Below are 24,676 nucleotides of genomic sequence, written 5' to 3' on the forward strand. Positions count from 1 at the left end.
GCGAGCCACGGCGGGGGCGGTGGTCCGCGACCAGCCTGAGCAGCAGCGCGCTGGCCAAGAGCGCGCTCTGCTCCCACCGGCAGCCGCGCCGGTCGCGCGAGTCGGGGACCTCGTCGAGCCTCGCCTCGCCGATGCGCTACTGCAGCATGCCGGTGAGCCTCTGCCTGGTGCGTCCCTTTCGAGTCATGATGCGCTCCTCTCTCTCGCTCGCATTCGTGCCCACGACGCTGCCGCTGCCGAGACCACGAGCACCTGCCGGCACACCCTTTGTGCGGGTGTGCCCGGACTGTCTCAGGGCGTGAGCACGGCGACCGCGGCGCGAAGCAGGGGTTCGACCCGAGGCTCGACGCCTCGCAGTCGCACCTGCTCGACAGCGTGCCGTGCCTGGGCCCGCTTGAACCCCGAGAGCACCAGCGCCGAGCGCACCTTCTCGAACACTTCGAGCTCGGCCGCGACCGCAGGCGGCGGCACCGGCGGCGTTGGCGGCGCGGACGGTACCGCAGGCATGCGGATCGCTTCGCGGCGAGCTCGAGCCCCCGCGATCTCGTTCTGGATGTGCTCGTCGCCGAACACCTGTCGCGCTCGGTACGAGTTGTGAGCCGAGCAGAGCAGGCAGCAGTTTTCCACGGTGGTCGGTCCGCCCTTCGCGAAGGGAACGATGTGCTCGATGGTCAAGAAGCGGGTCTCCGAACAGCGACGCCCCTCAGCATCGCGGAAGGTGCACCGGTCAGCGTCCCGCTCCCGGACGGCGCGCTGGACGTCGACGGGCACGTGCCGCGAGCCCGGCTTCGTCTCGCGACGCTTGCGCGGCTTGCCCGCGCCCGAGCGACGTTGGATCGCGGCCGCGATCAGCAGGTCTAGGCCGAGCTCGAGGAGCGTCGCCAGGTCGCCGCTGGGGACTTCGTGGCTGAGCAGGTTCCGGGCTTGCTCGAGCTTGTCGCGGAGCTCGACGCGGGCGGTGAGCTCCAGCCGAACAGTCGTCGGCGAGAGGGGCTCGAGACGAGCACGATGCATCGAGGGCCGAGGCGCTGGCACGGAGTTACCTGCCCCGGACACTGTTGATAACTCCGTCTGCGCGGGCTCGGGCGCCATCGTGGTCAAGGTGGTCGGCACGTCCGGCTGCGGAGACCAGCGGGCGATGAGCTCTTCGAGCTGACGCTTCGACTTCCCTCGAGCCTCGGCGAGGAGCTGCTCGACGTTGTCCTCCGTGAGGTGCCTGGAGAGGAGGAACAGCCCAGTCAGGTGCACGTTGCCGGACGCGAGCTCGTCGAGGATCTGAGGAAAGCGCTGTGCCAGGCGGGCAACGCGCACGCGCTTGTTGGCGCCGTCCTCGGAGTACCCCAGGCGCTCCACGCAGTACGCGAAGAGCGACGAGCAGGCATCCTCAAGATAGAGCTTACGGCGGTCGAGCTCCGCCAGGTGAAAGACGACGTCCGTCGATGCAGCGCGCTCGGTGCTGACGGCAGCCGAGAGGCGTTCGCGGAGCTCGAGATCGGAGACCGAAGAGAGGAGAGGCATGCTTTCTGGCATACCACGCGATTTTTCGCCCTCACCGCTGCCACCAGGCGCGACGCTCACGACGTGGAACGCTTCGAACGTCACCGCGACGCGCAAAGCGCGCACAGCGCGCATCCTCGTGGCAGCGCGTGAGGATCTCCGCGTGACTCGTCGCAAGCGCGCGCTGCGCGCCCGGAAACCGGTCAAGAAAAATCGTGCTCGCGTCGCGCTCGACATGCTCTTTTCAAGCACGCGCTTCGGCAGAGCGCAGAGCTCGGAACCACGCCTCTCACACCCCTCGAACAAAGAGGGGTGCACGGATTGCCCTCGGGGGTCTTGGCAGCGGCAGCGTCCTCGAGCTCGCCCTCGCCCCCGCCCCCGCCCCCGCCCTCGCCCCCTAGCGCTTCTTCACCGCCGGCCGCCCCCGCTCCGACTTCGACGCGAGCGGCCACACGCTGAGCATCGGCACCGGCGCGCCAGGACCACTCTGCCGAAACGCCCGCTCACAGTCGGCGAGCGTGAGCCGCCGCGGCCCGAACACGGTCGGATCGGTGGCGTCGGCGTCCATCAACAACGACGGCCGATCCACGCCGTAGTCGTCGGGGTGACCGGGCAGATCGAGCAACACGTGACCGAGCTCGTGCGAGAGCGCGAACGAGCGCGCGCCAGCTCGGATCGCCGCGCGATCGATCAGCACCACGTTTCGGAGGCTCGCGCCCTGCCCGAAGATGAACGACTCTCCGATGCGACCGACGCTGCCAAACGCGGGGATCACCACGACCTCGACGGTAGTGGGGTCGCCGTCATCGAAGGCCTTGAGCAACGTGCGCTCTTCGAGGGTGCCGGCCGGCGCGTCGAAGTCGCTGAAATGCGCGAGCCCGTCCGACAGATCGACCTCACCCAGGCACACACCGAGAGTGGCGTCCGTCGAGCTCGGAACCGCGCCCTCGCTCAGCTCGGCAAACTGCCCGTTCGAGCGTCGGACCAGCACATCCACACTGCGGCGAGCGCCGGGGGAAATCTCCGCGTTCGGGCTCACGACGGCACGAAACCCGGCGGCGCGCAGCGCGCGGGCGAGGCGGTTCGCGACCTGAGTTGGAGTCTGTCCCGCGACGCTCTCGGAGCGAACCCGTCGCCCATCGACCATCAACTCGATCTCGCCGCCACTGGCCGGCGTGCCGAGATCACAGCCCACTGCCACCAGGTACGATGGCGGTGGATCCACGATCTGAAAGTCGAGCTCCGCCTCCGAACCAAACACGACGCCGCACTGCCCCCAGAGGGCGTTGGCCGTGGCGAGCTCGTTATCGATGACCGCACGGGCCAGGCGATCTTCGCCGCCGACGGGCGGCAACCCGCCGCGTGTCATGCGCACCAGACGGACCCGGAGTTTGCCGCGCAGGCGCGCGAGCGGGCCGACGGCAGAGCTGCGTGGCCCCCCCACCCGCAGGGTCGCCATCGCGTCGCCGACACCGACGACCCAGCGCCCGCCGACCTCGGACACGAGCGAGTGCTCGCGCGATTCCGGATGGCTGCGATCGACCACGTCGCCGGCGGCTCGAAGCGGCGGGGTCGTGCGACAGCTGAGCGCCGCGTCGACCCCCGGCGGGCACGGGCGGGTCGAGAGTGGCACGTCCCCGAGGCTGTCCAGCTGCCTCAGATCAGGACGAAAGCTGGCAAAACCGAGGGAGCTCGGCAGTCTCTCCGGGGCGCCCGTCACCACGAACGAGAGCGCCTCGAGATCGGGTGCGACGCCGTCGGAAGCGAGCGGCAACGAGCGGCTGAGCGAAACATGCGACTTCACGAGATCGATCGGCGCGCCGGTTCCGTCGAGCGCCAGCAGATCGAGCACCTCGACGGAGAGCTCGAGAGTGCCCCAGCGAATTTGGGTCGCGCCCGCCCGGATCCCCTGCACACCCAGCCGGGCGATGCGCCGGTTCCGGAGCGCTCCGGGTCGTACGACCTTGCCATCGACGATCAGGCGCACACTCACGCCGTCGACCGCGTCGAGTGTCCGCGGCCCTCCCTTCGGTTCGATCCACACCACATCGCCGAGCGCACTCGCCACGGGTCGGTCACTCTCGAAATCCGGAACGCCATCCCCATCGTCATCGTCGCGATCGACGAGCAGCGAGAGGCTCAGCTTGCCCTCGACGTTCTTCACGCTGCGTTCGGCTGGCTCGGCGCGCGCGACGCCGCTGGCTGCGAGGAGCACGCCCATCGCGATCGGGGCCAGCGAGCTCGGGCGGATCTTCAGCAGCTCTTCCTCGGCTCTCTTCATTCAGGCGACGCCATGGCAGAGAGCCATGGCCCGTCAGTCAATCCAGCCGAGCTGCACGCGTCGGTAAGCAGCCTCGGTCAGCACGCTGTCGACCTTGCCGGCCCCGGCGGCGGAGAGCAACACGGCCCACGCCGCGGTCGGAAGCTGCCGGCTGTCGGCGAGCGTCGGCTGCATGCGCCGCGCTTGGTCCCGCTCACCCAGATCCCACAGCGCCGCCGACGCCAACCCCCGAAGCGCCTCCCGGCGGGGATTCTGGGCCACACTCTCGAGCGCCTCTTTCAGATCTTCACGTCCGTGATCCCGCGCCAGGTACAGCGCCGCGCGCACCGCGCGTTCGTTGCTGAGCACACTGCTCTTCGCCACGCTCTCCAGCATGGGGCGCGCGCTCAGGGCTCGGGCGTCGGCCAGACGATACAGAAAGGTCGTGTCGCGATCCGAGCTGGGGCGATCCGAGAGTCGCGCCACGAGCTCGACCGTCGGGCGCACGTCCGGTGGCTCGCTCGCGCCGTCGGACAGCGCCCACGCGACCATGGCCCACGCGGCCCGCGCGCTCGATGGCCCAGTCAACGCGCGAGACGCGGCCTCCTCGCGGGGCCCGGGATCTCCGGCGCGAGTGGCGATCTGCCCGAGCACCAACCAGCGGCCGAGGTGTCGCTCGGCGTCGCGCAGCACGGCCAACGCCGGTGCGATGCCAATCGGCAAAGACGGATGGTGCAACAGAGGCACGAACAACTCCGAGCACAGCTCGATGCGATGACTCTCCTTGATCTTGGGCGCGAGCGACGCGACGTGAGCCCCATCGGATTCACGCCGCGCGACGCGAGCCACCTCCGCCGCGAGGGCCAGCTGGGGGTGACGACTGGTCGCGATGCGCGCGAGCGGCTCCGCCAGCGTCGGGTCGTCGCAAAAACAAGCGGCCGAGAGCGTGGCCAAGCCGCCACCGTCCTCCGCGCTGAGCGCGCGCTTGAGCTGCGCGCCGATGCGTCGCTCACCGGCCTCGGCCAGGGCGCGCGCGGCTCCGGAATACAGCGGCCGGGTGTAAGACCCCCGCACCACCAACGTTTCCAGCACGTCACTCAGCGTCGCCCGCAGGCTGGGGCAGAACGGGCACAGGGCACGCACCACCCCGGCCAAGCGGACCTCGTGGGCAGGTTTTCGTTTCAGGGCCGAGCGCAGATCGGCACCCAGCCGCTCTTCGGCACCACCCGCCACTGGCTCCGCCTGCCCCGCCCTGTTCCCCATCACCGTCCGACACACGAAGCTAGCACCGAATAGCGGGGGGTTCCCCCGAAACCCACGATTATCGAAGTTCTCCGGTCTGTTTGATGAGTTGACCGGGCTCGGTCGTCCAAGTACTAAATCCCGAGGAGATCCCGATGCGGAAAGCCCTGCTTGGTCTAGTTGTCACGAGTGTCGTTGCGGCGCTCGTCATCGTTGGTTGCAAAAAGAAGGAAGAAGAGCCGCCGCCCGCCTATGGCCAGCAGCCCGGATACGGGCAGCAGCCCGGCTACGGCCAGCAGCCAGGGTACGGGCAACAGCCTCAGCCCTATCCGACGGCGCAACCGACCGCCGCTGGCGGCATGTCGACGCCGGGAGCCATGGCGTTCCCCTGCCAGACGGACGCAACCTGCTTGACCCACCGCTGCAACACCGCGGTTGGAAAGTGCGCCTGGCCTTGCCAGACGAACAACGACTGCGCACCGGGCAACCAGTGTGTGTCTCCGGCGTGTGTGCCCTCGATGGGCGGCATGACTCCGGCGCCGGCACCGACGCAGTGACCCAGCTCTCGGAGCTCGAATACGAAGAGCGCGCAGTTCCTGAGCTGCGCGCTCTCATCGATGCCTTCGATCGGCTCGAGCTCGACGGAGTCGAGGCCGAGCTCTCGAGCGACATCCTGACGCTCGACTACGGCGCGGGCGGAAAACACGTGTTGAACTCCCACCGCGCGGCGCGCCAGATCTGGATGGCCGCCGAGCGGCACGCCTGGCATTTCGACTGGGACGCCGAGCGAAGCGCCTGGATCGCCCACAAGACCGGCGACGAGCTGTGGGCGACGATCGCGCGAGTGGTCGGCGAAAAACTCGGGCGCCCGGTCAAGCTCCGCTGAAGCGCGCGCGGCGCCGCCGCTGGGCGAGCAGCACCGCCGCCAAACCGACGAGCCAGAGCCCCGGCCTCGACCCGCGCCCGGTCCGGCAGCCACATCCGCCATCGTCGCTCGAGGCCTTGGCGGCGCCGCCGGTGCCCGAGGCGCCGGAACCGCCCGTGCCGGCCGCCGCGCTGCCGCCAGCGCCCCCGTTCGGGCCGCCGGCTCCTGCCCCCGTGCCGGTTGCGCCAGCGCCCGCAGCACCGCCGCCTGCGGCCGCCCCGACGCCCCCAGCACCCCCGGGCCCCGCGCCCCCGGTGCCCGCGCCGCCGAGGGGCTTCAGCTTGGCGTCGAGCACAAAGCCCGGATTCACGCCTTCGCCCTGATACGCCCCGCGATAGGTGAAGTCTCGCTGCACCGAGTTGAAGTCGCGGTCGTAGTCCGTGTCCGCCTTCACACTCCCGAGAGCCACCGGCGCCCCGTGCAGAGCGCTGCCGGCCTTTGGATAGAAGTCCATCTGGCCCAGCGTCTTGCCGGGTTTGACGACGTAGTTGCCAGCCTCGGCAACCGGGCCCGTGACGTTGTCGACGCCCCCGGTCACGCCGACCAGCGGCTGCGCGGAGAAGATGGCGTTCCCGGCCACGAGCGCCTGCCCGGTCGGAGCGTTGCCGAACGAGATCCCCGACGCGGTGTCGTAGAGCGTGTTGTCGTACACGAACGCGTCGATGAGCGTCTTGCCCGAGTGATTGACGAAGCGCGCGGCCGCGTTCTTCGAGTCCACCAGCACGTTGTCGTGAAAGTGCAGCCGGCCGTTGCCCTGGAACAGCGCGTCGCCGTCGTTGTGAAAGAAGAAGTTGCCGTAGATCTCGTAGTGATCGCTGCTACCCGGACCCGAGTCGGGAAAACCGTCGACCAGCAGATTCGGCCGAGCGCCGTCCGGGCTCGGCAGATCTTGTTTGATGAACACGTTGTGACGAATCACCGTCACTCGCGCGTCCGTCGGCACACTCGGCACGTCCGCTTGTTGGCGGTGCAGCTGGTGTTTGATCTGCATGTTGTAGCCGAGGGTCTTCTTGAACAGGTTGCCCTCGATCAGACCGCCGATGAACGCCCGCGTGCCGTCGGAGTTGCCGAGATAGGCCCCGGTCCCTGCCCCATCGATCACGTTGCCGCGGATCACCCAGTCCCAGGCCACGATCTTGGTGCTGATGCCGACGGTCTGCTGGTTCGTGAGCCCGCCGTCGTGACCGGTGATCGTGCAGCCTTCGATGCTGATGTGATGCGCAAAGTTGGTGGCCTGCCCGCCGGCCTTGATCGCGTCCACGCCGTCGATGTCCTGGCCGTCGAGCACGAGATTTCGAATCGTGACGTAGCTCGCGTCGCGGATGTCGATGGTGTTCTTGCCGTTCACACCCAAGAACCGCGCAGGGGTGCCGGTCGCGGGCCCCGCGATCACGATGGGCTGGCCCGCCGCGCCGTTCAGGTCGAACAGGTTCATCCCGGACTTGTAGTCGCCCGCTGCGAGGCTGAGTGTGTCCCCGGGTTTGAGCCCGGCCAGCTTCGACGTGTAGTCCGCCGGGGTCGCGGGGACGTCGGCGGCTTCCGCCCCAAGGGCCGCCAGCAAGACCGTGGCGAACGCGCGGACCGATGCGCTTCGCATGGCTCAGATCCCGACGGCGATCGCGATCCAGCAGATGCTCACGGTCCCGTTCTCGGCCGGGCACTTGAACTGTTGTTCGACCCCGTTGAGCTTCACACTCACACTCCAGCTCTGCCCGGGGAACGGCTTCGAGGTTGCGTTGAGCATCAAGGCCACCCCGGAGGCGTCGGTCTGCCCGCCCAGCTGCCAGCCGCTCAGACCCGGAAAGGCCGGCGAAGCCGCGGTGCCCATGTGCACCTCACCGCCGGCGACCGGGCCGCCCGTACCCGGGTCGAGCAGCTGCACGATGACCGTGCCCTTCTCGGGATCCCGCGTGGTGCCGGTCTGGCTGTAGGCCGCGTCGACGCCCTCCGCGCGGATCATCCCGAAGCCGTCTATGATCTCCTGATCCTTGGTGGCGTTGACCGCAACCAGCGTCGGGTAGACCGCCTCGTTGCTCTCCGGCAGCTGGTAGATGTGGGTGTAGCTCGTCTCCTGCGGCTCCACACTCTCCAGCTGGAACAGCGGCGGGCCGCCGTCCTCCGACGGTGACGTGGCCGCGTCCCAGGTCGTCGAGACCCACGGACAGTTCGCTCCGGCGATGCGCAGCTCCGCCGCGCCCGCGAACGGCTGAATGTCGGAGAGGTACGCGTCGTAGGTGATCAGGTTGCCGCGGATCTTCGAACCCTTGGCGGGATCCGGCGTACACGGCACACCGCCGCTGCCTCCACCCCCGCTGAAGCCACCGGAGCCGCCGGAGCCGCCGGAGCTCACGAAGTGATGGTTGCCGGGGCGACTGTCGCCCCCACAGCCGGTGGTCAGCACGGACCAGAGCAGGATGCCCCCAGCTTGCGCGAGTTTGCCCATGAAGCGGAATCTTACGCGACCCCGCAGGAAGGGGCCAATCACCGCCGCGCTACGCTCAGCCACAGGGTTTCTTCGCCGATCGAGAGCTCCTTGGCGGACGCGGGCCGGGCCTCGGGCGCGCCAACCGCGAGCTCTTCGGCCAGGCACTCGGACTCCAGATGCGCACAGCTCGCCTGGGCGATCCGCACCACTCGCTCGCTGCCGTAGACGCCCAGACCGACGCGGTCGGTGAACTCGAGCCCGAGCTCCTTGCGGGCCGCCTGCACGCGACTCACCAGCTCGCGCAAGAGCCCCTCGTCGAGCAGCTCCGGGGTCAGCGTCGTGTGCAGGACGACGACCCCGACCTTGCCGGTCTCCGCGGCAAAACCCTCGGCGGCGGACACACTCACCTCGATCTCTTCCGGCGAGAAGTCGAGCCTCTCCCCGTCCAGCTCGAGGCTGATCTTGCCGGCGCTGCTGAGCTCGGCGAACAACGTCGAGCCATCCAGACCGTCGAGCGCCTTCTTCACCTCTTGCACGCGTTTGCCGAGCCGCGGACCCAGCGTGCGGAAGTTGGGCTTGAGCTTGAAGCTGACCGCACCCTGCTCGTGCCCCGGGAACATGAAGCGCACGTCGTGCACGTTTAGCTCCTCGGCCACCAGCGAGCGATGGCTCTCGAGGCGCCCGAGCGCGTCCTTGTCGTTGAACACCACGTCGGCGCGCGACAGCGGCTGACGCACCTTGAGTTTGTTGGCGGTGCGCGCCGTGTGGCCCAGGCTCACGACCTGCCGCACCAGCGCCATCTCGCGCGCCAACGCCGCGTCGATGGTCGAGGGCTCCGGCACCGGGTAATCGGCGAAGTGCACGCTCTCCTTGGCGCCGACGACGCCCGCCCGCACCACCAGGTTCTGGTAGATTTCTTCGCTGAAAAACGGCACGAACGGCGCCGACAGCTCGGCCAGGGTGGTGAGCGCCTGATACAGCGTCGCGTAGGCATCACACTTGTCGGCCTCGAGCCCCTTGGCCCAGAAGCGCGGCCGGCTGCGGCGCACGTACCAGTTGGACAGCGCCTCGACCAGCTCGACCAGGCGCATCGCGGCGTCGTACGACAGGTACTCGTCGAGCGCGGCGCGCACGTCCCGCACCGTCAGCGCGACCTCGGACAGCATCCAGCGATCGAGCAGACAGCGCTCGGCCGGCGGCCGCCCCGCGTGAGCTGGGTTCGTCGCACGCCAGCCGTCGATGTTCGCGTAGATGGTGAAGAACGAATAGACGTTCCTGAGCTTGACGTGGAAGTCCTTCTGCAGAAGACGCACGTTCGACAGGCTGTGGCGCGTGTTCGACCAGGGTGGGCTGGCGGCGTAGAAGAACCAGCGGAACGCATCGGCGCCGGGCGCGGGCGTGCTCTCGTCTTCGATCATCACGCGCTCGGCACTGACCGCGCGCGGGACCTCGACCGGCATCGTCTGCAAGCCGGTCCGGATCGGCTCGGCACCCAGCGCCGCGCGGTCGCCTTGTGACAAGAGCACCACCCGGCGCGGCAATTTTTTCTGCGCCTTGAGCGTGACGCTGCGTTTGTCGTTCGGGGCGTCCGCGCGGTAGACGACGACCTTGGCCCCGTCCGCCAGATCCATGCCTTCGAGATCTTCTCGAGCGATCAGCGCCTCACCGTCCGCCGCCACTGCGCCGTGGGCCTCGGCGAGCACGCCGAACTCCATGCGCACCCGGTCCAGGATGATCTCCGGCGGGGTGTAGTTGCCGCGGCTCTTGCTCTCTTTCTTGCCCTCTTTGTCACAGACGTGGCCGAGCACGATGCAGTGTTTGTAGGGGTGCGGGAAGCCGCGCACGGCGGAGAGCCCGAGCTTCTTCTGAGTGGGCTCATCGAACACCAGCGCCGAGATCATCAGCAACGAGTAGAACCAGCCGCGGGTCTGATCGATGGCCTCGGAGATGAAGTCCGCCGGGAAGGCGTCGTCGAACTTGGCGACCGAGCCTTCGGCGTGGGGGAAGCCCCACTGCGCAAACGGCATGCACCCCGAGTCGAACCAGCAGTCGATGACCTCGGTCACCCGGCGCATCTCGGCGCCGCAAGTCGGGCACGGAAATACGACCTGGTCGATCCAGGGTTTGTGCACGATCAGGTGCGGGCTCAGGGTCGGGTCGAGCTTCTTCGCTTCGTAGAAGTGCTTGAAGGCGACGGGATTGAGCTGCTCGATCTGCGCCACGCTGCTCGGCGCGTGTTTGTGCTCCGCGTCGGCGCTGCACACCCAGATGTTGAGCGGCGTGCCCCAGAAGCGCTCGCGGGACAGCGCCCAGTCCACGTTGTTGCGGAGAAAGTCGCCGAAGCGCCCCTCTTTCAGGTGCTCCGGCAGCCAGCTCACGGCCTGGTTGTCGGCCATGGCGTCGGCGAGGCGCTCGGTGGTGCGGATGAACCACGCCGGGCGCGCCATCTGGATCAGCGGGTCTTCGTCCGAGCGCCAGCAGAATGGGTAGTCGTGGCGGTAGAGCTCCTCGTGCAGCAAGAGCTTGCGCTCGCCGAGCTCCGCCAAGATATCCTTGTCGCAGTCCTTCACCCAGCGGCCGGCGTATTTGCCCGCCTCGACCTTGAAGCTGCCGTCGGGGTTCACCGCGCTGATGAGCTCGACCTCGTCGGGTCGCGCGTAACGCCGCAGCTGTTTGGCGTGGGCTTTGTTGTCGTCCTCACCAAACGCCGGCGCCACGTGCACGATGCCCGCTCCGGTGTCGAGGGTGACGAAGTCTTCGGCGATCACCCGCCACCACATGGAGTCGTCGCCGCCGGCCCTGAGCTCGACCCGGAGCTCAGCGCGTTCGCGGTGATAGGTGTCGAAGGGCGGAGTGTAGCGTTTGCCCACCAGCTCTTCCCCGCTGAGCGTCTCGAGCACCTCGAGGTCGTGCCCGAGCTTCGCCGCGACGGCCTCGCGCAGCTCGCTCGCGACGATCAGGTTGGGGGTGGCAAGCGACAGCGCGCGGGCGGGTTTGCCCTTTTGCTCGCGGGGCGCGCCGACCTTCACGACGTCGTAGCGAGCGCCCGGGCGCACCGCCGCGTAGCCGTTCGAGGGCAGGGTCCAGGGGGTGGTCGTCCAGACCACGAGGGAGGTGTCCGGCTGGTCGACGAGGGGGAACAGCAGGAACACGCTGGGGTCGTCGACGCTCTTGTAACCGAGGCCGACCTCGGCGCTCGACAGCGCGGTGCCACCCTGTGCCCACCACCACACGACCTTGTGTCCTTGGTAGAGCAGGCCCTTGTCGAACAGGTTCGACAGCGCCCACCAGACGCTCTCGACGTAGGTCTTGTGATAGGTGACGTAGGCGTCGGGCAAGCTCAGCCAGAAGCCGATGCGCTCGGTGAGGCGCTCCCACTCGGTGGTGTAGCGGAAGACACTCTCGATGCAGCGGGCGACGAAGGGCTCGACGCCGTACTGTTCGATGGCGGCCTTGCCGTGGATGCGCAGTTCTTTCTCGACCTCGACCTCGACGGGCAGGCCGTGGGTGTCCCAGCCGCCCTTGCGCAGCACGCGTTTGCCGAGCATGGATTGGTAGCGCGGGAAGAGGTCTTTCATCACGCGGGTGAGCACGTGGCCGTTGTGCGGCACGCCGTTGGCGGTAGGGGGCCCTTCGTAGAAGACGAAGTGGGGCGCGTCGGGCCCGCGCAACTCGAGGGACTTTTCGAAGATGCGCCGGGACCTCCACAGATCGAGGATCTGCCGCTCGTAGCGCGGAAAATCGAGCTCGGTGGGGACGGGTTCGAAGGGGGTCTCGGCCATGATGTCGGTCGGGGCTATAGCGCGCTTTGTGGGGGGTTCCTAGCGTGCGGTGCACGCGAGAACCGACGCCGGCGCGAGACCAGCGGGCGCGGCGCGGCCATCGATCAGTTGCTGGACGCCGAGACACGCCGACGCTCCGGAGCAAACACCGCTCGCAAGCGTCGCGCCCAGAAGGCCGGCTCGCGCCACGTGCCGGTCTGCGAGGGCGAGGTGCGAAGTGCGAGGTGCGAGGGCGAGGGCGAGTGCGAGGGCGAGCGCGAGGGCGGGTGCGAGGGCGGGTGCGAGGGCGGGTGCGAGGGCGAGGGCGAGCGCGAGCGCGAGCGCACCGTCGAACCCTGCGCGCGGCGCTGCTCGAGCCGACCCCCACGTGGGCGCAGCCATCACCCGCAACGCCAACCCCCACGTGGGCGCATCCATCACCGGCAAGGCCAACCCCCACGTGGGCGCATCCATCACCCGCAAGGCCAACCCCCACGTGGGCGCATCCATCACCTGCAACGCCGACCCCCACGTGGGCGCATCCATCACCTGCAACGCCGGCTCCCACGTGGGCGCAGCCGACTCCGCCCCTACCTGCGGCCGATCCCCAGCGCATCGAGCAGCGCGCCCGGGTCGTCGTGATCCAACACCGCCCCAATCACCGCAACGCCATGCGCACCCGCATCGAGCGCCGACGCCGCGTTGTCAGCGTTCACGCCACCCAGCGCATAACAAAGCGCCCCCCCCCCCCCGCCCCGCACCCGCACCCGCACCCGCACCCGCACCCGCACCCGCACCCGCACCCGCACCCGCACCCGCACCCGCACCCGCACCCGCACCCGTCCCGCCCCCGCACCCGCACCGGCTCCCAGCACCCCAACCCCCCGCGCCGACCTCCCATGCCGCCCCTCGAAGATCGGCGACACGAGCACCGCGTCCACCCCACCCGGCGCCGGCGCCCCCGCATGCCACGACCGCGAAACAAAAACCTCCGGCAACAGCCGCCGCGCATCGGCCACCTCCACGCTGGCATCCCCCAGGTGCAACCCGTCGGCGTCCAGCAGTCGCGCAACGTCCATCCGATCGTTCACGCCGAACCACTGGCCCTGCTCACGCGCGAGCGCAGCCAGCGTGCGCCCGAACGCCAGGAGCTCGCGAGCCCCGAGCGCCGGCTCCCGCAACTGCACGAGCACACTGCCCGCGCGCGCCATCCGGAGCACCCCGCCAATCCGACGCACGTGCGCTTCTCGGGAGACCCGCGCCAAATCCGTCACCACGATCAGCCGCGGCGCCAGCCCGCGATCCACTCGCGTCACTTCTCGCCGGAGGCCTTGGCGCCCGCAGGTTTCTCCGGCACGGCAGCCAGATCTTCCTTGGCCATCACGGCGTGGCGACTGTTCGGGTAGCGCGCGACCAGATACTCGAGCGTCGACCGCCAGGCCGCCGCGTCTCCCTTGGCCTTGAACTGCTGCGCCAGACCGTACAGGGCTTCACCCGGCGTCTCCTGGCGCCGCAGCGCCGGATCCGGATCCGACGCACACTGCATGGGCGCCCAACCCAGGGCAGCGCACAGACCGAGGAACGCAAACCGCACGCCGATCATCTTTCCGGTTCCGGCGGGACCGCGCAAGCTTCCTGTCGCCGAAACCGCCACTCGACCAGCGCCGCCACGATCCCGGCGCCGATGGCGTCGGCGACGAAGTCGAGCAGCTCCGCCGAACGATAGGTCGTGGTCATCTGCACCAGCTCCAGGATCCCCCCGACCGCGCACACGAGCACAAAAGCCAGCCGGTTCTGCCCCGAAAAACTCAGCTTCGAGCCCTCGTACCGCACCGCGCGCAGCACCACGAGCTGCATGAACCCGAACGCGCAGGCATGCAGCACCTTGTCCATGCCAACGACGTTCGCACCGTCCAGCGAGGGAGGGTGCGACATGCCTCCATAGAAGATCGCGAACGTGTAGAGCAGCGCCGGCACGACGTGCATGAAGAATCCGCCACCACGCGCGGTCGACGCATCGACGGGGGTCACAGCTTCGCCGTCTCCTCGAGCTCGCGATTGCGCGTCTCGGGCAACAGCCAGAGGATGAGTGCCAGGGCCAACAGCGGGAACAACGCCGTGACCCGCACCGCGCTTCCCCAGCCCACCCGGTGCGCAAACCAACCGACCAGCGCCGGCGAGGCCACGTAGCCGATGCGACCGATCAGGTTGTTGCTCCAGGCAAAGGCGTCCGCCCGGAGATCGGTCGGAAAGAGCTCGGTGGTGTAGGCGTTCATCACCGGCAAGAACGCGCTCGCGCCGTAGATGCCGAGCATCAGCGCGCCGGTCAGCGCCCAGCGATTGTCCAGCGTGTAGGCCAGAAACACCCCGAGCGCCGTCAGGCCATAGATGCCAAAGGCGCCACCCCGCCGGCCCACGACGTCCAGCATCTTGCCCGACAAGAACACCAGCGGCATGGCCACCAGCGCGGCGATCGTGATGGCAAGACCGACCTGCCCGTCCGTCATGCCGCGCTCGCCGACCGCGAACTCCTTCCAGAAGGTCACGCTGGTCTGCGTGCACACGTAGGTCAGAAGCCAGATCAGCCCCAGCTCGACCACGCGCTTCTTGTACGGCGTCCGCCAGATGTACACGAGCGGCCGGGCGTTCTCGCTGTGCACCTGCTCCTCGAAGCGTTTGGTCTCGCGCAGGCTGCGGCGCGCAAAGGCCAGGACCAGGAGCGGCACGATGCCCACGAAGTATACGGTGCGCCAACCCCACGGAGCCTTCAAAAGCAGCGGCACGAGCCCGGCGCACATCACGGAGCCGAGGCTGCCCGAGGCGCTGATCACCCCGATCACCATGCCGCGGCGCTTGGCCGGGAATTCCTCGGCGGCGATCACGCTGCTGATGGCCCACTCGGCGAGCAAGAAGATGCGCGCGACCATCTGGAACGCGGCGAACGCCCAGATGTTCGGCGCGAGCCCGCTGGCAAACGTGAAGGCGGTGTAACCCGCGATGGTCACGGTCAGGACGCGACGCCGCCCCCAGCGGTCCGCCTTCCGCACCAGGAAATAGGCGAGCACCGTGCCGAGGTTGATGAAACCCACCATGAACCCGGCCTGGGTCTCGTCGAGGCCGAGGGACGCCCGCAGGTTCGGCAGGATCTGCGTCAGCGCCATGAAGTCGTAGCCCTCGAAGAAGGTCGCCACGCTCAGGAACGCAAACAGCCGTTTCTGATACGGGCTCAGGGGCTCGACGGACATGGGAGTCCGAGCACTCTACTCGATCAGTCCGGCGCTCGGGCTCGACGCGTTCGCGTGCAGGCGCTTCGGCATGCGGCCCGCCAGAAACGCCTTGCGACCGGCGCTCACCGCCTCCCGCATGGCAGTTGCCATCAGGACGGGATCCTTGGCCTCCGCGATGGCGGTGTTCATCAGCACCCCGTGGCAGCCGAGCTCGAGGGCGACCGCCGCGTCACTCGCCGTGCCGACCCCCGCGTCGACGATCACCGGCACCTTGGCCTGCTCCAGGATGATCTGGAGGTTGTAGGGGTTGCGGATCCCGAGCCCGGAGCCAATCGGCGCGGCCAGTGGCATCACCGCAGCGCAGCCGGCGTCCTCGAGCTTGCGACACACGATGGGATCGTCGATGCAATACGGCAGCACCGTGAAGCCCTCCTTCACCAGCTGTTTCGCCGCGGCGACGGTCTCTTCGTTGTCGGGGTAGAGCGTGCGCGGATCGCCGATCACCTCGAGCTTCACCAGATCGGCGATGCCGAGCTCGCGCGCCAGGCGCAGCGTGCGCACGGCGTCGTCGGCGGTGAAGCAGCCGGCGGTGTTCGGCAGAATCGTCCAGCGTTTGCTCATCAAGAGCTGCATCAGCGAGCCCTCACCGCGCTCGTTCAGGTCCACGCGCCGCAGCGCCACGGTGACCACCTCGGCGCCGGAGGCCTCGAGGGCCGCGCGGGTCTCGTCGACACTCTTGTACTTACCGGTGCCCACGAACAAACGCGAGCCGAAGCTGTGCGGGCCGATCTGCAAACGATCTTCGCTGGACATGCGCCCGGACATAACGCCGCGCCGACAGCCGTGCAAGCGACTCAGGCGCGGAACACCACGACGCCGGGAGCAAGCTCCGAGGCCGCGTGACCCAGCGCCTTGACGCGCGGCACGTCGCTCTTGGCCACCATCAAGAAGCCCCCGTCCGCCAGGCTCCTCAGCATCAGCGACACCGCGCGCTCCGCCGCTTCGTTGCCGAAATAAATGAGCAGGTTCTTGCAGACAATCAGCTCGTATTGCCCGGGAGGCGGACCCACCATCGCATCCCGCGCGACGAAGCTGACGTTCGCGCGCAGCGGTTCGGTGATCCGCCACGCGTCGTCCGCAGCCTCCAGGTAACGCGCCGCCAGCTCACTCGGCAGGTGGCTCGCTTGTTCTTTCGAATAGCAAGCCGCGCGCGCCGTTTCGAGGGCCGGCTCGCTGCGATCCATGCCAACCACCCGAAACGTCCGCCCGCGCTCGAGTCCCGCATCGAGCACCATGGCCAGACTCCAGGCCTCTTGCCCGCTGGAACAACCCACCGACAGCGCGCGCACCCGCTCCAGCTCCGCCAGACGCGGCACCCCGAATTTTCCGAGCGCATCCCACTGGGGTGGATCGCGAAAGAAGCGCGTCTCTCCGACCCGCAACCGCTCTGCGATCTCTTCGAGTCGCACGGCGTCGGTCCGGAGCAGCGCAACGGCGCCTTCGAGCGTGCCGTCGGCGTCCTCTCTCAGCGCATCGAGCGCGCGATCGAGGCGCGCCTCCATCCAGGCGCTCACCCCCGTGCCCTTCGAGCCGACGCCGTGGCGTCTCTCCAGCAGCTCCAGCACCGCGGCGTGGGCGTGTCGCCGTTCGGCGCTCGCCGCCATCAGTCGACCACCTCCAGGCGCCCGGCGATCTCCGATAGCAGCGGCGAATCGAGCAGGCCCGGCACCTCGAGCACGGCGCAGGGGGGTGATTCGGTGATCACTCCGCGGATCACCGCGCGCGCCCGCTCGCTCGCCGTCGACGGAGCCGGCGCCAGCTCCGACGGCAGCTCCCGCAGCCCCGACAGCTGATCCACCCGCAGCCCGGCGCGGCGCTTCTGCCCGCTCGCCTCGCGCACGACGACGATGCGAGCGTCGGCGGTCGAGGCCTCGATGTCGGCACCGAGCAACACCCCGAGCTCGAGCACCGGCAGCACCTCGCCGCGCAGATTGGTGACGCCCGCCAGCGCCGCCGGCGCGTGGAACACCCGCGTCACCGGCCGCATCGAGATCACCTCCTGCACGTGCTCCACCGGCAAGCCGTAGAGCGCGCCGCCGACCCGCACCGCGATACAACGCGCGCGGGTGCGCGTGCGCAGCTCCCGCTCCTCGGTCGGCTGTCGCTCGCTCATTCCGTCGCTACCTCTCGCGGTTCACTCTCGGCCCCGAGCGAGCTCTGCCCCGCCTCGAGGACCGCAACCACCGCTCGCCCCGACGCAGCGTCACTCTGCACCGGGGTGCCGTCCAGCACACTGCGCACGAAGTGCTCCGCCTCGAGCTCGAGGGGCGGGCGCCGATCGAGCGGCACGACGAGGCCGGGACCGGTCGGCAAGAACCGCCCGGGTCGCACGCCGTCGAGCACGTCGAAGCGAGACTGGCGCGCGGGGTCGAACTCACTCGCCTTGCCCACCAGCTCGTCGATGCGCCCGCGCCCCAGCTCCGCCGCGGAGTAGAAACGCAACATGCGCTCCGGCGACAGATCGTCGAACACGGCAACGCCCTCGCTGCCCACGACGACCAGCTGCCGGACCTTGTCGCGATCCACCAGCGAAAGATGCAACACCGCGCAGGGTTTTGCCCCGACACTCACCCGCGCCGCGACCACGTCTGCGCCCGCGTCTCCGGCGTTGTTCCAGCCGGCCACTCGAACCTCGGTCGGTGCTGCGGATGCCAGCAGGCGGACGACCGAGAGATCGTGCGGCGCCAGCGACCACCACGCGTTCTCGTGACGCCGGGGGCTCGAGCCGAGGCGCTCCGACACGATCAACCGGAGCTCACCCAGCTGCCCGAGCGCGATGCGCCGCCGCAGCTCGACGATGGCCGGGTGATACTCGAGGATGTGCCCGACCATGAGCAGCGAGCCGGTCTCCCGCGCGGCGCGCTCCAGCGTGCGTGCCTCTTCGAGGGAGAGCGCCATGGGTTTTTCGACCAGCACGTCGCGACCCGACTCGAGGGCACGCAGCGCGAGGCCGGCGTGGGTTGCGGGCGGAGTGGCGATGATGACCGCGCGGGCCTCTTGCCGGCCGAGCACGTCATCGAGGTCACACACGACCCTGGCGCTTGGCGCGAGCACCGCCGCGCGCGCCCGCGCCGCCGCCGACACGTCGCAGATCTCCGCCAGCTGAACCCGCTCGACGCGGGACAGGCTGTGCGCGATCTTCTCGCCCCAGTTCCCCACGCCAATCAGCGCGACGCCGACGGACGCGCTCTTGGCCAAGGTGGGCGGCGGGACCAGATCGACGGCGAGCATCACGGGTTCGGGGTCAGTGGGCTTCTAGCGTGATTTCGCGGCTCGGTCGACGATCGCTCGCGGGGGGCGCGTCCTTCCAGCGGCGGTGCATCCACAGCCACTGATCGGGGTGGCGCAGCACGAACGCTTCCAGCCAAGCGCTGGCCTGCCGCATGGCGGTCTCGGCCCAAGCAGGGCCCGCGTGCGCCGGGGGTTCGAGCACCCCCGCGAGCTCCGCGACGTGGCGACCCGAGGACGTGCGCCGGGCGAACACCACACACAACGGCACGCGCGCTCGGGCGGCGATCAGCGCGGGAGCGAGATCGACCCGCGCCGGCTGACCCAGGAACGTGACCACGGTGGTCGCACGCTCGCGCTCCGGGGCTTGATCGATCAGCATGGCCACCGCCTCACCGCGCCGGAGCAGCGCGCCCGCGCTGACCGCCGCGCTGCCCGCGGCCACGGTCTTCAAACCGTGTCGGCGTCGGAGCGTCTGCCAGACTCGGTCGAGCACGCCGATCGACAGGTGTTTCGTCACCACCGTGAGCGGCACCCGCTCGGCCGCCGCGCAGGCGACCAGATCGAACGCGCCGGTGTGGGCGGTGGCGATCACGGCGCCGCGCGCCGCCAGCACGTCGAGCACACGCTGGTCCAGGCTGACGTTCTTCACGGCGCGCCGCGACAGGAACAGCTCCATCAGCGAGGTGCCGAGGCCGCGATACATTTCTCGCGCCGTGGCTCGCGGCAGCGCGACACCGGCGCGACGCATGCACGCCTCCACGTGGCTTCGGCGGATGCGCAGCAGATCGCCGACGAACCACCCGAGGAAGACCCCCACCCAGCGGGCGAGCGCCATCATGCTCGGCTCAGACGAACCCGGCCTTGCGCGCCTGACCTGCCGCGGCCTCGATGGCGCCGGCGAACAGATCCGAGAGTGAGAGCACGTAGGTCTCTCCCTTCACGGTGCGCGCGTGCACCAGATCTCCGTCGCGCTTGAGCTGTGCGACGCGCGCGACGTTCAGCGCGGCGCCGTTGAAGGCGGCGTAGAGCGTGAGGTGGTGGCCCTCCGGCAGGTGGAACCAGCCCTCTTTGTCCTTCTTTCCGGCTTCGCAGGCGGCAAGCAGCGCGCTCAGGTGGTCTTCGGTCATGGCCCATCGCCAAAACCCCCGAAGCGCAGCCGCGTCAAGCGACATCGGAGCCGAGGCGGGGGTCCGCCGCGGAAATTGCCCCCCGGGTGGCCTCAGGTATGGTTGCCGCAGTGAACGACGAGCGAGCCGACCACATCGTCGTCCGGGGCCTGACCAAGCGCTTCGGGGACTTCGAGGCGCTGTCCAAGATCGACATGTCGGTGGCTCGCGGGCACATCGCGGTCATCATCGGCGGCTCCGGCGCGGGCAAGACGACCCTGCTGAAGATCCTGATCGGTCTCGACAAACCGACCAGCGGCAAGGTGCTGATCTCCGGCACGGACATCGTGCCCTTGTCGGAGCGGCAGATGAACACCGTGCGCAGGAAGATCGCCATGGTGTTTCAGTACTCGGCGCTCCTGGACAGCATGAACGTGCTCGAGAACGTGGCGTTCCCGCTCAGAGAGCACACGCGGCACTCGGACAAGGAGATCCGCAAGCGGGTCAGCGAGAAACTGAGGATCCTGGGGCTCGAGGGCACCGAGAGTCGATTTCCCAGCGAGCTGTCCGGCGGCATGCGCAAGCGGGTCGGGCTGGCCCGGGCGTTGATGCTCGAGCCGGAGATCATCATGTACGACGAGCCGACCAGCGGGCTCGATCCGATCACGGCGCGCATGGTCGACGAGCTGATCGTCACGACGCGCAATCGCTTCGACGTGACCAGCATCGTGATCTCGCACGACATGGCCGGCGCGCTGCGGATTGCCGACTACATCTACCTGATGGACAAGGGTCGGATCATCACCTCGGGGACGCCGTCGGAGCTGGTGCGGGGGCAGAGTGAGCTGGCGCAGCAGTTCTTCGATTCGAGCGGGATCGAGGCCGAGAAGCTGATCCCGCGCGAGGAGTGAGGGCGGGCACCGGCGAAGCGCCCACGTGGGCGCTCGGCGCGGGCGAGCCGCCCCCGTCAGCCCTCGAGCACGACCACGTTACCGTCGAGCATGCGCCGGTAGCGCTCGCCGGTCGCCGAGCAGGTGGCCATGTCGTCGGCGTCGAACACCAGACGTTTGCCGAAGCGGCTCATCCAGCCGGTCTGCTTGGCCGGCACCCCCTGCACCAGCGCAAACGCGGGGACGTTGGTCGTGACGACGGCGCCGGCCGCGACAAAACAATGCGAGCCGAGCGTGCGTCCGGGCGTGATGGTCGCATTCGCGCCGATCGTGGCGCCGCGACCGACGACGGTGCGCTGATACTCCGCGCGGCGCGAGACCGCCGCCCGCGGGTTCATGACGTTGGTGAACACCGCGCTCGGGCCGACGAACACGTCGTCCTCGAGCACGACGCCGTCGAACAGGCTCACGTTGTTCTGCACCCGCACGCCGTTGCCAACCCGCACGCCGGCGGCCACGAAACACCCTTGACCGAGGGAGGATTCGTCGCCGATCTGCGCGCCGGCCATCACGTGACAGAAGTGCCAGACCTTGGTGTTTTCGCCGAGCGTTGCGCCATCGTCGACGATGGCGGATGGGTGCACGAACGCGCGGGGGTGGATGGCCATGTTCACTCGGTCAGGCAATGGCGCGGGCCGCCTCGTCGAGGCGCACGAAGGAATAACCGGCCCGTTTCAGGCTCTCGACCACCGCGCCCAGGGCATCGAGCTTGTTGCGCAGCGGCACACGCACGTCGGGTTGATGTCGAGTGAGCGCCGCGAGCCCGTCGCTCGAGTCGAGCACGTCGATGCCGTGCAGCTCCAGGTTCACCAATGGCTCGCCGATGACCATGCGGGTCAAGAGGCGCGCGCGGCTCGCGCCCGCCAAGGTCAACGTGGTGCCGATGAACGGCAGGCGCAGGCCGCGGGTCACCTGGATCGGAAGCTCGACGAGTCCGCTGCCGCGGCGAAAATACGGGCGACCGATCCGATAAGGTCGGGTCGGCGCGCTCAAGACGCCGGGGGCGTCGAGGATGGAGCGCGAGCGACGCCCGCGCAGGCGAATGGCGCCCATCGCCGCGGCCTTTGCCAGGTAGTAGGGCGGGCACGGGAACACACTCGAGTCGTAGGCGACCCCGAGCTCGGCGAGCACGTCGAAGAGCTCGTCGGTGGTGGTGTAACCGGGTGCGCGGAAGCCAGTGGGGCGATGGCCGGTTGCGCCGGCGAGCACGGTGATGCCGGAGTCGACCTGTCTCAGCATTTCGCTCCGAGGTTGTCGGGTCAGATCGTACAGGTGATCGAGAGAGTGGTTGGCGATCTCGTGACCGCGCTCTCGGAGCTCGCACAGGCGCAGCGCGTTGGAATCGCGGACCATGTCGGCGCCGATGGCGAACAAGGTCAGCGGCAGCCCATGCGCGCGGGCGAAGTCGTCGAGTCGGGCGAGGGCGAGATCGTAGACCGCGTGGGCGGCGGCGCCGGTGGGCGCGGGCAGGCCGTGGATCCCGAAGTAGTTCGGGACTTCGTCGAGATCGACGGACAGGGCGGCGAGTCGCACGGGGGCCGGAGCGTAGAGGATTTTCGGGCGCGCGGGTCGGCGGGAGTGCAGCCGAACGGCCGATGAAAATGGCGAACGTACGGGCGGCCCGCGACGGGGACCGGTTTGTGCTGCAGGGACGCCGCGACCCACGTGGGGGCTCGCCGCGCGCGCCACCGTTCCGGCCCCAGCGCGTCGATGCCGCGACCCACGTGGAGTGCTCGCCGATCCCGCCACCGTTCCGGCCCCACCGCAACGACGCCGCGACCCACGTGGGCGCTCGCCGATCGCGCCACCGTTCCGGCCCCAGCGCGTCGACGCCGCGACCCACGTGAGTCTCGCCGATCGCGCCACCGTTCCGGCCCCGGCGCAACGACGCCGTGACCCACGTGAGTCTCGCCGATCGCGCCACCGTTCCGGCCCCAGCGCGTCGGCGCCGCGACCCACGTGGGCGCTCGCCGCGCGCAACCCTCCACCGCCGATGCCCGGCCGCACGCCGAGCGCGCCGACGTCCCCGCTGCCGCGTCGACGCCGCGACCCACGTGGGGGCTCGCCGATCGCGCCACCGTTCCGGCCCCGCGGCGTCGACGCCGCGACCCACGTGGGTGCTCGCCGCGCGCAGCTCTTCGCCGCCGCGCCGCCAGCCCGCAGCGTGTGCCGAGCCGACGCATGCCGTGCGCAAAATCTCCGCGCCGTACGATTTCTCTGGACAGGTTTCTGCGACACCGCGCGCGCCAATCACTCGCTCGCGCCCCGAAGCCTGCGCCGCGCACGCTCACTGGCTCGCTGAGGCGTGTTCACGCACGAAACGATTTGCGCGCCGGCAAGCCCACCGAAAGCCGCTCCTAGCGCCAATGGGAGAGCCAAAAAACCTCGTGTTATGCCGGAGGAATGCAGGAATTCAGCTCAACCCCAGCGTCCAACTCAGGCCCTCCGCCCGCAGCGTCCGCGCCCGACGCATCAGCGTCCGCGCCCGACGCATCAGCGTCCGCGCCCGACGCCTTCAGCGTCCGCGCCCGACGCATCAGCGTCCGCGCCCGACGCATCAGCGTCCGCGCCCGACTCCCCTTCACCCGCAGCGTCCGCGCCCGACGCGTCCGCGCCCGACTCCCCTCCCCCCGCAGCGTCAGCGTCCGCGCCCCTCCCCGACTGGCGCGCCGCGCACGAAGAGCTCCGCGCGCTCGCCCATGCCCGCGCCGCACTCGACTGGCAGGAAGGCCGCGCGATGCTGCGCGCACGTCGCGCCCAAGCGCATCGCGCGCTCGGCTTCAGCTCCTTCGCCGAGTACATCGCACGACTCTTCGGCTACACGCCGCGCTGGACCGCCGAACGCTTGCGCGTGGCCGAGGCCCTCGAACACCTGCCGGAGACCGAGCAACACCTGCGCGACGGAGTCGTCAGCTGGTCCGCGGTCCGGGAGCTCACGCGGGTTGCGATCCCGCGCACGGAATCGGCGTGGCTCGCGCGGGCGCGCGACCGCTCCCTGCGCGAAATCGAGCGCGCCGTGGCGGGCCGAAAACCCGGCGACACCCCGGATTCGCCGCCCGATCGGAGTCTGATCCGCCACGTCTTGCGCTTCGACGTGAGCGCCGAGACCTTGGCCTCGTTCCGCGAGGCGCAGTCCGCGCTGGTCCGCGATGCCGGCGGCGCCCTCGACGACGACGCCATGCTGCTCGAGCTCGCGCGACGCGCCCTCGGCGGACCCTCCGAGCCCGGACGCGCCAGCTACCAGATCGCGTTGACGCTGTGCGAGAGCTGCGGCCGCGGCGCGCAGAAAGCACGCGATCAGGCCATCGAGGTCGACGCCGCCATCGTTGCGATGGCGTCCTGCGACGCGCAGCTCATCGGCAACACGAACCACCACGCGCACGGCAACAGCCCACCCGCCGAGCCCCGCACCCACGTGGGCGCACCCCCTCGACCGCCGGCCGCCAGCAAGCGCACAACGCAGACCCTTCCCCCACGTCTGCGCCGACACGTCCTCGCGCGCGACGGCGGTCGTTGCACGGTGCCCGGCTGCTCGAACGCACTCTTCCTCGACGTACACCACATCGAGCTGCGCTCCGAAGGCGGACGCCACGAAGCCGACGCGCTCACCACACTCTGCGGCGCGCATCACCGCGCCCTGCACGAGGGGACCCTGCTGCTCAGCGGTCGCGTCTCGTCCGGTCTCCAGTTTCGACACGCCGATGGCACAGCGTACGGGCGCAAGATTTCCCCCGAGCGCGTCGACGCGTGCATCAAGACCCACCAGGCTCTGCGCGCCCTCGGCTTTCGTGAAGGCGAAACCGCGCGCGCGCTCGAGGCTGCGCGCCAACACGCCCCCGGAAACGCGGACACGGAGCAACTCCTGCGCGAGGCGCTGCTCGTCCTCACCGACGCGCGCGCAGCCTGATCTCGCAACCCGCCCCCCGCCGCGCCGGCGCCCCCGCGAGCCCCGCCGATGCGCCTGCCCCAACGCGCGCGATCCCCCGGCCGCG

At 69.5% G+C, this 24,676-nt stretch carries 23 protein-coding genes; 4 read left to right on the top strand and 19 right to left on the bottom strand.

Features of this window, described 5'->3' with window-relative positions:
• Positions 1–291 precede the first annotated feature (291 nt).
• The 3 genes from IPI67_19260 to IPI67_19270 all read right to left on the bottom strand — a co-directional run bounded on the left by IPI67_19260 (position 292) and on the right by IPI67_19270 (position 5,020).
• A complete protein-coding gene (locus tag IPI67_19260) occupies positions 292–1,518 on the bottom strand; it encodes an HNH endonuclease (protein ID MBK7582331.1) in 1,227 nt (408 codons plus the stop codon).
• Between the two features lie 376 nt (positions 1,519–1,894).
• The gene (locus IPI67_19265; protein MBK7582332.1) at positions 1,895–3,778 is read right to left on the bottom strand and encodes a hypothetical protein; all 1,884 of its coding nucleotides are present in this window, start codon (positions 3,776–3,778) and stop codon (positions 1,895–1,897) included.
• A gap of 33 nt (positions 3,779–3,811) precedes the next feature.
• Positions 3,812–5,020, bottom strand: a complete 1,209-nt coding sequence (locus IPI67_19270) for a hypothetical protein (protein ID MBK7582333.1) — start codon at positions 5,018–5,020, stop codon at positions 3,812–3,814.
• A 134-nt stretch (positions 5,021–5,154) separates the two neighbouring features.
• Between IPI67_19270 and IPI67_19275 the strand changes: the two genes are divergently transcribed.
• Entirely contained in the window at positions 5,155–5,556 is a 402-nt protein-coding gene (locus IPI67_19275) for a hypothetical protein (protein MBK7582334.1), read from the top strand.
• On the top strand, positions 5,553–5,885 hold the full coding sequence (gene cyaY, locus IPI67_19280; GenBank protein MBK7582335.1) for an iron donor protein CyaY: 333 nt from the start codon (positions 5,553–5,555) through the stop codon (positions 5,883–5,885). The genes IPI67_19275 and cyaY overlap by 4 nt, the downstream gene beginning before the upstream one ends.
• Here cyaY and IPI67_19285 read toward each other — a convergent pair.
• The 14 genes from IPI67_19285 to IPI67_19350 form a co-directional block, all read right to left on the bottom strand.
• Positions 5,872–7,521, bottom strand: coding sequence for a hypothetical protein (locus IPI67_19285; protein MBK7582336.1), 1,650 nt, complete (start codon positions 7,519–7,521; stop codon positions 5,872–5,874). The genes cyaY and IPI67_19285 overlap by 14 nt on opposite strands.
• A 3-nt stretch (positions 7,522–7,524) precedes the next feature.
• On the bottom strand, positions 7,525–8,367 hold the full coding sequence (locus IPI67_19290) for a hypothetical protein (protein ID MBK7582337.1): 843 nt from the start codon (positions 8,365–8,367) through the stop codon (positions 7,525–7,527).
• Positions 8,368–8,405: 38 nt separating this feature from the next.
• Positions 8,406–12,131 (bottom strand): class I tRNA ligase family protein, encoded by a 3,726-nt coding sequence (locus IPI67_19295; protein ID MBK7582338.1) that lies wholly within the window; start codon positions 12,129–12,131, stop codon positions 8,406–8,408.
• A gap of 39 nt (positions 12,132–12,170) precedes the next feature.
• Positions 12,171–12,665 carry a hypothetical protein gene (locus tag IPI67_19300; GenBank protein MBK7582339.1) on the bottom strand — a complete coding sequence of 165 codons (495 nt, stop codon included), beginning with the start codon at positions 12,663–12,665 and terminating at the stop codon, positions 12,171–12,173.
• A gap of 35 nt (positions 12,666–12,700) precedes the next feature.
• Complete coding sequence (locus tag IPI67_19305) at positions 12,701–13,321, bottom strand: thiamine phosphate synthase (protein ID MBK7582340.1); 621 nt, start codon at positions 13,319–13,321, stop codon at positions 12,701–12,703.
• 101 nt (positions 13,322–13,422) lie between these two features.
• A complete protein-coding gene (locus IPI67_19310; protein MBK7582341.1) occupies positions 13,423–13,713 on the bottom strand; it encodes a hypothetical protein in 291 nt (96 codons plus the stop codon).
• On the bottom strand, positions 13,710–14,141 hold the full coding sequence (vanZ, locus tag IPI67_19315) for a VanZ family protein (protein MBK7582342.1): 432 nt from the start codon (positions 14,139–14,141) through the stop codon (positions 13,710–13,712). Before vanZ ends, IPI67_19310 begins: the two co-directional genes overlap by 4 nt.
• Entirely contained in the window at positions 14,138–15,355 is a 1,218-nt protein-coding gene (locus tag IPI67_19320) for an MFS transporter (protein ID MBK7582343.1), read from the bottom strand. Before IPI67_19320 ends, vanZ begins: the two co-directional genes overlap by 4 nt.
• 15 nt (positions 15,356–15,370) lie before the next feature.
• On the bottom strand, positions 15,371–16,150 hold the full coding sequence (locus IPI67_19325; GenBank protein MBK7582344.1) for a thiazole synthase: 780 nt from the start codon (positions 16,148–16,150) through the stop codon (positions 15,371–15,373).
• A gap of 41 nt (positions 16,151–16,191) precedes the next feature.
• The gene (locus IPI67_19330; GenBank protein MBK7582345.1) at positions 16,192–17,001 is read right to left on the bottom strand and encodes a methyltransferase domain-containing protein; all 810 of its coding nucleotides are present in this window, start codon (positions 16,999–17,001) and stop codon (positions 16,192–16,194) included.
• Entirely contained in the window at positions 17,001–17,510 is a 510-nt protein-coding gene (locus IPI67_19335) for a chemotaxis protein CheW (GenBank protein MBK7582346.1), read from the bottom strand. Before IPI67_19335 ends, IPI67_19330 begins: the two co-directional genes overlap by 1 nt.
• Complete coding sequence (locus tag IPI67_19340) at positions 17,507–18,631, bottom strand: Gfo/Idh/MocA family oxidoreductase (protein ID MBK7582347.1); 1,125 nt, start codon at positions 18,629–18,631, stop codon at positions 17,507–17,509. Before IPI67_19340 ends, IPI67_19335 begins: the two co-directional genes overlap by 4 nt.
• A 10-nt stretch (positions 18,632–18,641) precedes the next feature.
• Positions 18,642–19,466: a lysophospholipid acyltransferase family protein gene (locus IPI67_19345; GenBank protein ID MBK7582348.1), complete on the bottom strand. Its 825-nt coding sequence runs from the start codon at positions 19,464–19,466 to the stop codon at positions 18,642–18,644.
• 7 nt (positions 19,467–19,473) lie between these two features.
• The gene (locus tag IPI67_19350) at positions 19,474–19,755 is read right to left on the bottom strand and encodes a hypothetical protein (protein MBK7582349.1); all 282 of its coding nucleotides are present in this window, start codon (positions 19,753–19,755) and stop codon (positions 19,474–19,476) included.
• A 98-nt stretch (positions 19,756–19,853) separates the two neighbouring features.
• On the opposite strand from IPI67_19350, the gene IPI67_19355 reads away from it, so the two are divergent.
• Positions 19,854–20,645 carry an ABC transporter ATP-binding protein gene (locus IPI67_19355; protein ID MBK7582350.1) on the top strand — a complete coding sequence of 264 codons (792 nt, stop codon included), beginning with the start codon at positions 19,854–19,856 and terminating at the stop codon, positions 20,643–20,645.
• Between the two features lie 56 nt (positions 20,646–20,701).
• Here the strand turns inward: IPI67_19355 and IPI67_19360 are convergent, their stop codons facing one another.
• Complete coding sequence (locus IPI67_19360; protein MBK7582351.1) at positions 20,702–21,292, bottom strand: N-acetyltransferase; 591 nt, start codon at positions 21,290–21,292, stop codon at positions 20,702–20,704.
• A 10-nt stretch (positions 21,293–21,302) separates the two neighbouring features.
• Entirely contained in the window at positions 21,303–22,217 is a 915-nt protein-coding gene (locus IPI67_19365) for a polysaccharide deacetylase family protein (protein ID MBK7582352.1), read from the bottom strand.
• Between the two features lie 1,204 nt (positions 22,218–23,421).
• Between IPI67_19365 and IPI67_19370 the strand changes: the two genes are divergently transcribed.
• Entirely contained in the window at positions 23,422–24,591 is a 1,170-nt protein-coding gene (locus tag IPI67_19370) for a hypothetical protein (GenBank protein ID MBK7582353.1), read from the top strand.
• Positions 24,592–24,676: the final 85 nt, after the last annotated feature.

It is taken from the genome of Myxococcales bacterium (assembly GCA_016706225.1).
In the GTDB taxonomy this organism is placed as follows: Bacteria; Myxococcota_A; Polyangia; order Polyangiales; family Polyangiaceae; genus JADJKB01.

Coding starts and splice junctions, on each gene's coding strand:
- IPI67_19260 (MBK7582331.1), bottom strand. CDS start 1,518: ATGCCTCTCCTCTCTTCGGTCTCCGATCTCGAGCTCCGCGAACGCCTC.
- IPI67_19330 (MBK7582345.1), bottom strand. CDS start 17,001: ATGGCGGCGAGCGCCGAACGGCGACACGCCCACGCCGCGGTGCTGGAG.
- IPI67_19285 (MBK7582336.1), bottom strand. CDS start 7,521: ATGCGAAGCGCATCGGTCCGCGCGTTCGCCACGGTCTTGCTGGCGGCC.
- IPI67_19270 (MBK7582333.1), bottom strand. CDS start 5,020: ATGGGGAACAGGGCGGGGCAGGCGGAGCCAGTGGCGGGTGGTGCCGAA.
- IPI67_19355 (MBK7582350.1), top strand. CDS start 19,854: ATGGTTGCCGCAGTGAACGACGAGCGAGCCGACCACATCGTCGTCCGG.
- IPI67_19290 (MBK7582337.1), bottom strand. CDS start 8,367: ATGGGCAAACTCGCGCAAGCTGGGGGCATCCTGCTCTGGTCCGTGCTG.
- IPI67_19320 (MBK7582343.1), bottom strand. CDS start 15,355: ATGTCCGTCGAGCCCCTGAGCCCGTATCAGAAACGGCTGTTTGCGTTC.
- IPI67_19335 (MBK7582346.1), bottom strand. CDS start 17,510: ATGAGCGAGCGACAGCCGACCGAGGAGCGGGAGCTGCGCACGCGCACC.
- IPI67_19275 (MBK7582334.1), top strand. CDS start 5,155: ATGCGGAAAGCCCTGCTTGGTCTAGTTGTCACGAGTGTCGTTGCGGCG.
- IPI67_19350 (MBK7582349.1), bottom strand. CDS start 19,755: ATGACCGAAGACCACCTGAGCGCGCTGCTTGCCGCCTGCGAAGCCGGA.
- IPI67_19295 (MBK7582338.1), bottom strand. CDS start 12,131: ATGGCCGAGACCCCCTTCGAACCCGTCCCCACCGAGCTCGATTTTCCG.
- IPI67_19370 (MBK7582353.1), top strand. CDS start 23,422: ATGCTGCGCGCACGTCGCGCCCAAGCGCATCGCGCGCTCGGCTTCAGC.
- IPI67_19310 (MBK7582341.1), bottom strand. CDS start 13,713: ATGATCGGCGTGCGGTTTGCGTTCCTCGGTCTGTGCGCTGCCCTGGGT.
- IPI67_19360 (MBK7582351.1), bottom strand. CDS start 21,292: ATGGCCATCCACCCCCGCGCGTTCGTGCACCCATCCGCCATCGTCGAC.
- IPI67_19325 (MBK7582344.1), bottom strand. CDS start 16,150: ATGTCCAGCGAAGATCGTTTGCAGATCGGCCCGCACAGCTTCGGCTCG.
- IPI67_19305 (MBK7582340.1), bottom strand. CDS start 13,321: ATGGCGCGCGCGGGCAGTGTGCTCGTGCAGTTGCGGGAGCCGGCGCTC.
- IPI67_19265 (MBK7582332.1), bottom strand. CDS start 3,778: ATGAAGAGAGCCGAGGAAGAGCTGCTGAAGATCCGCCCGAGCTCGCTG.
- IPI67_19345 (MBK7582348.1), bottom strand. CDS start 19,466: ATGATGGCGCTCGCCCGCTGGGTGGGGGTCTTCCTCGGGTGGTTCGTC.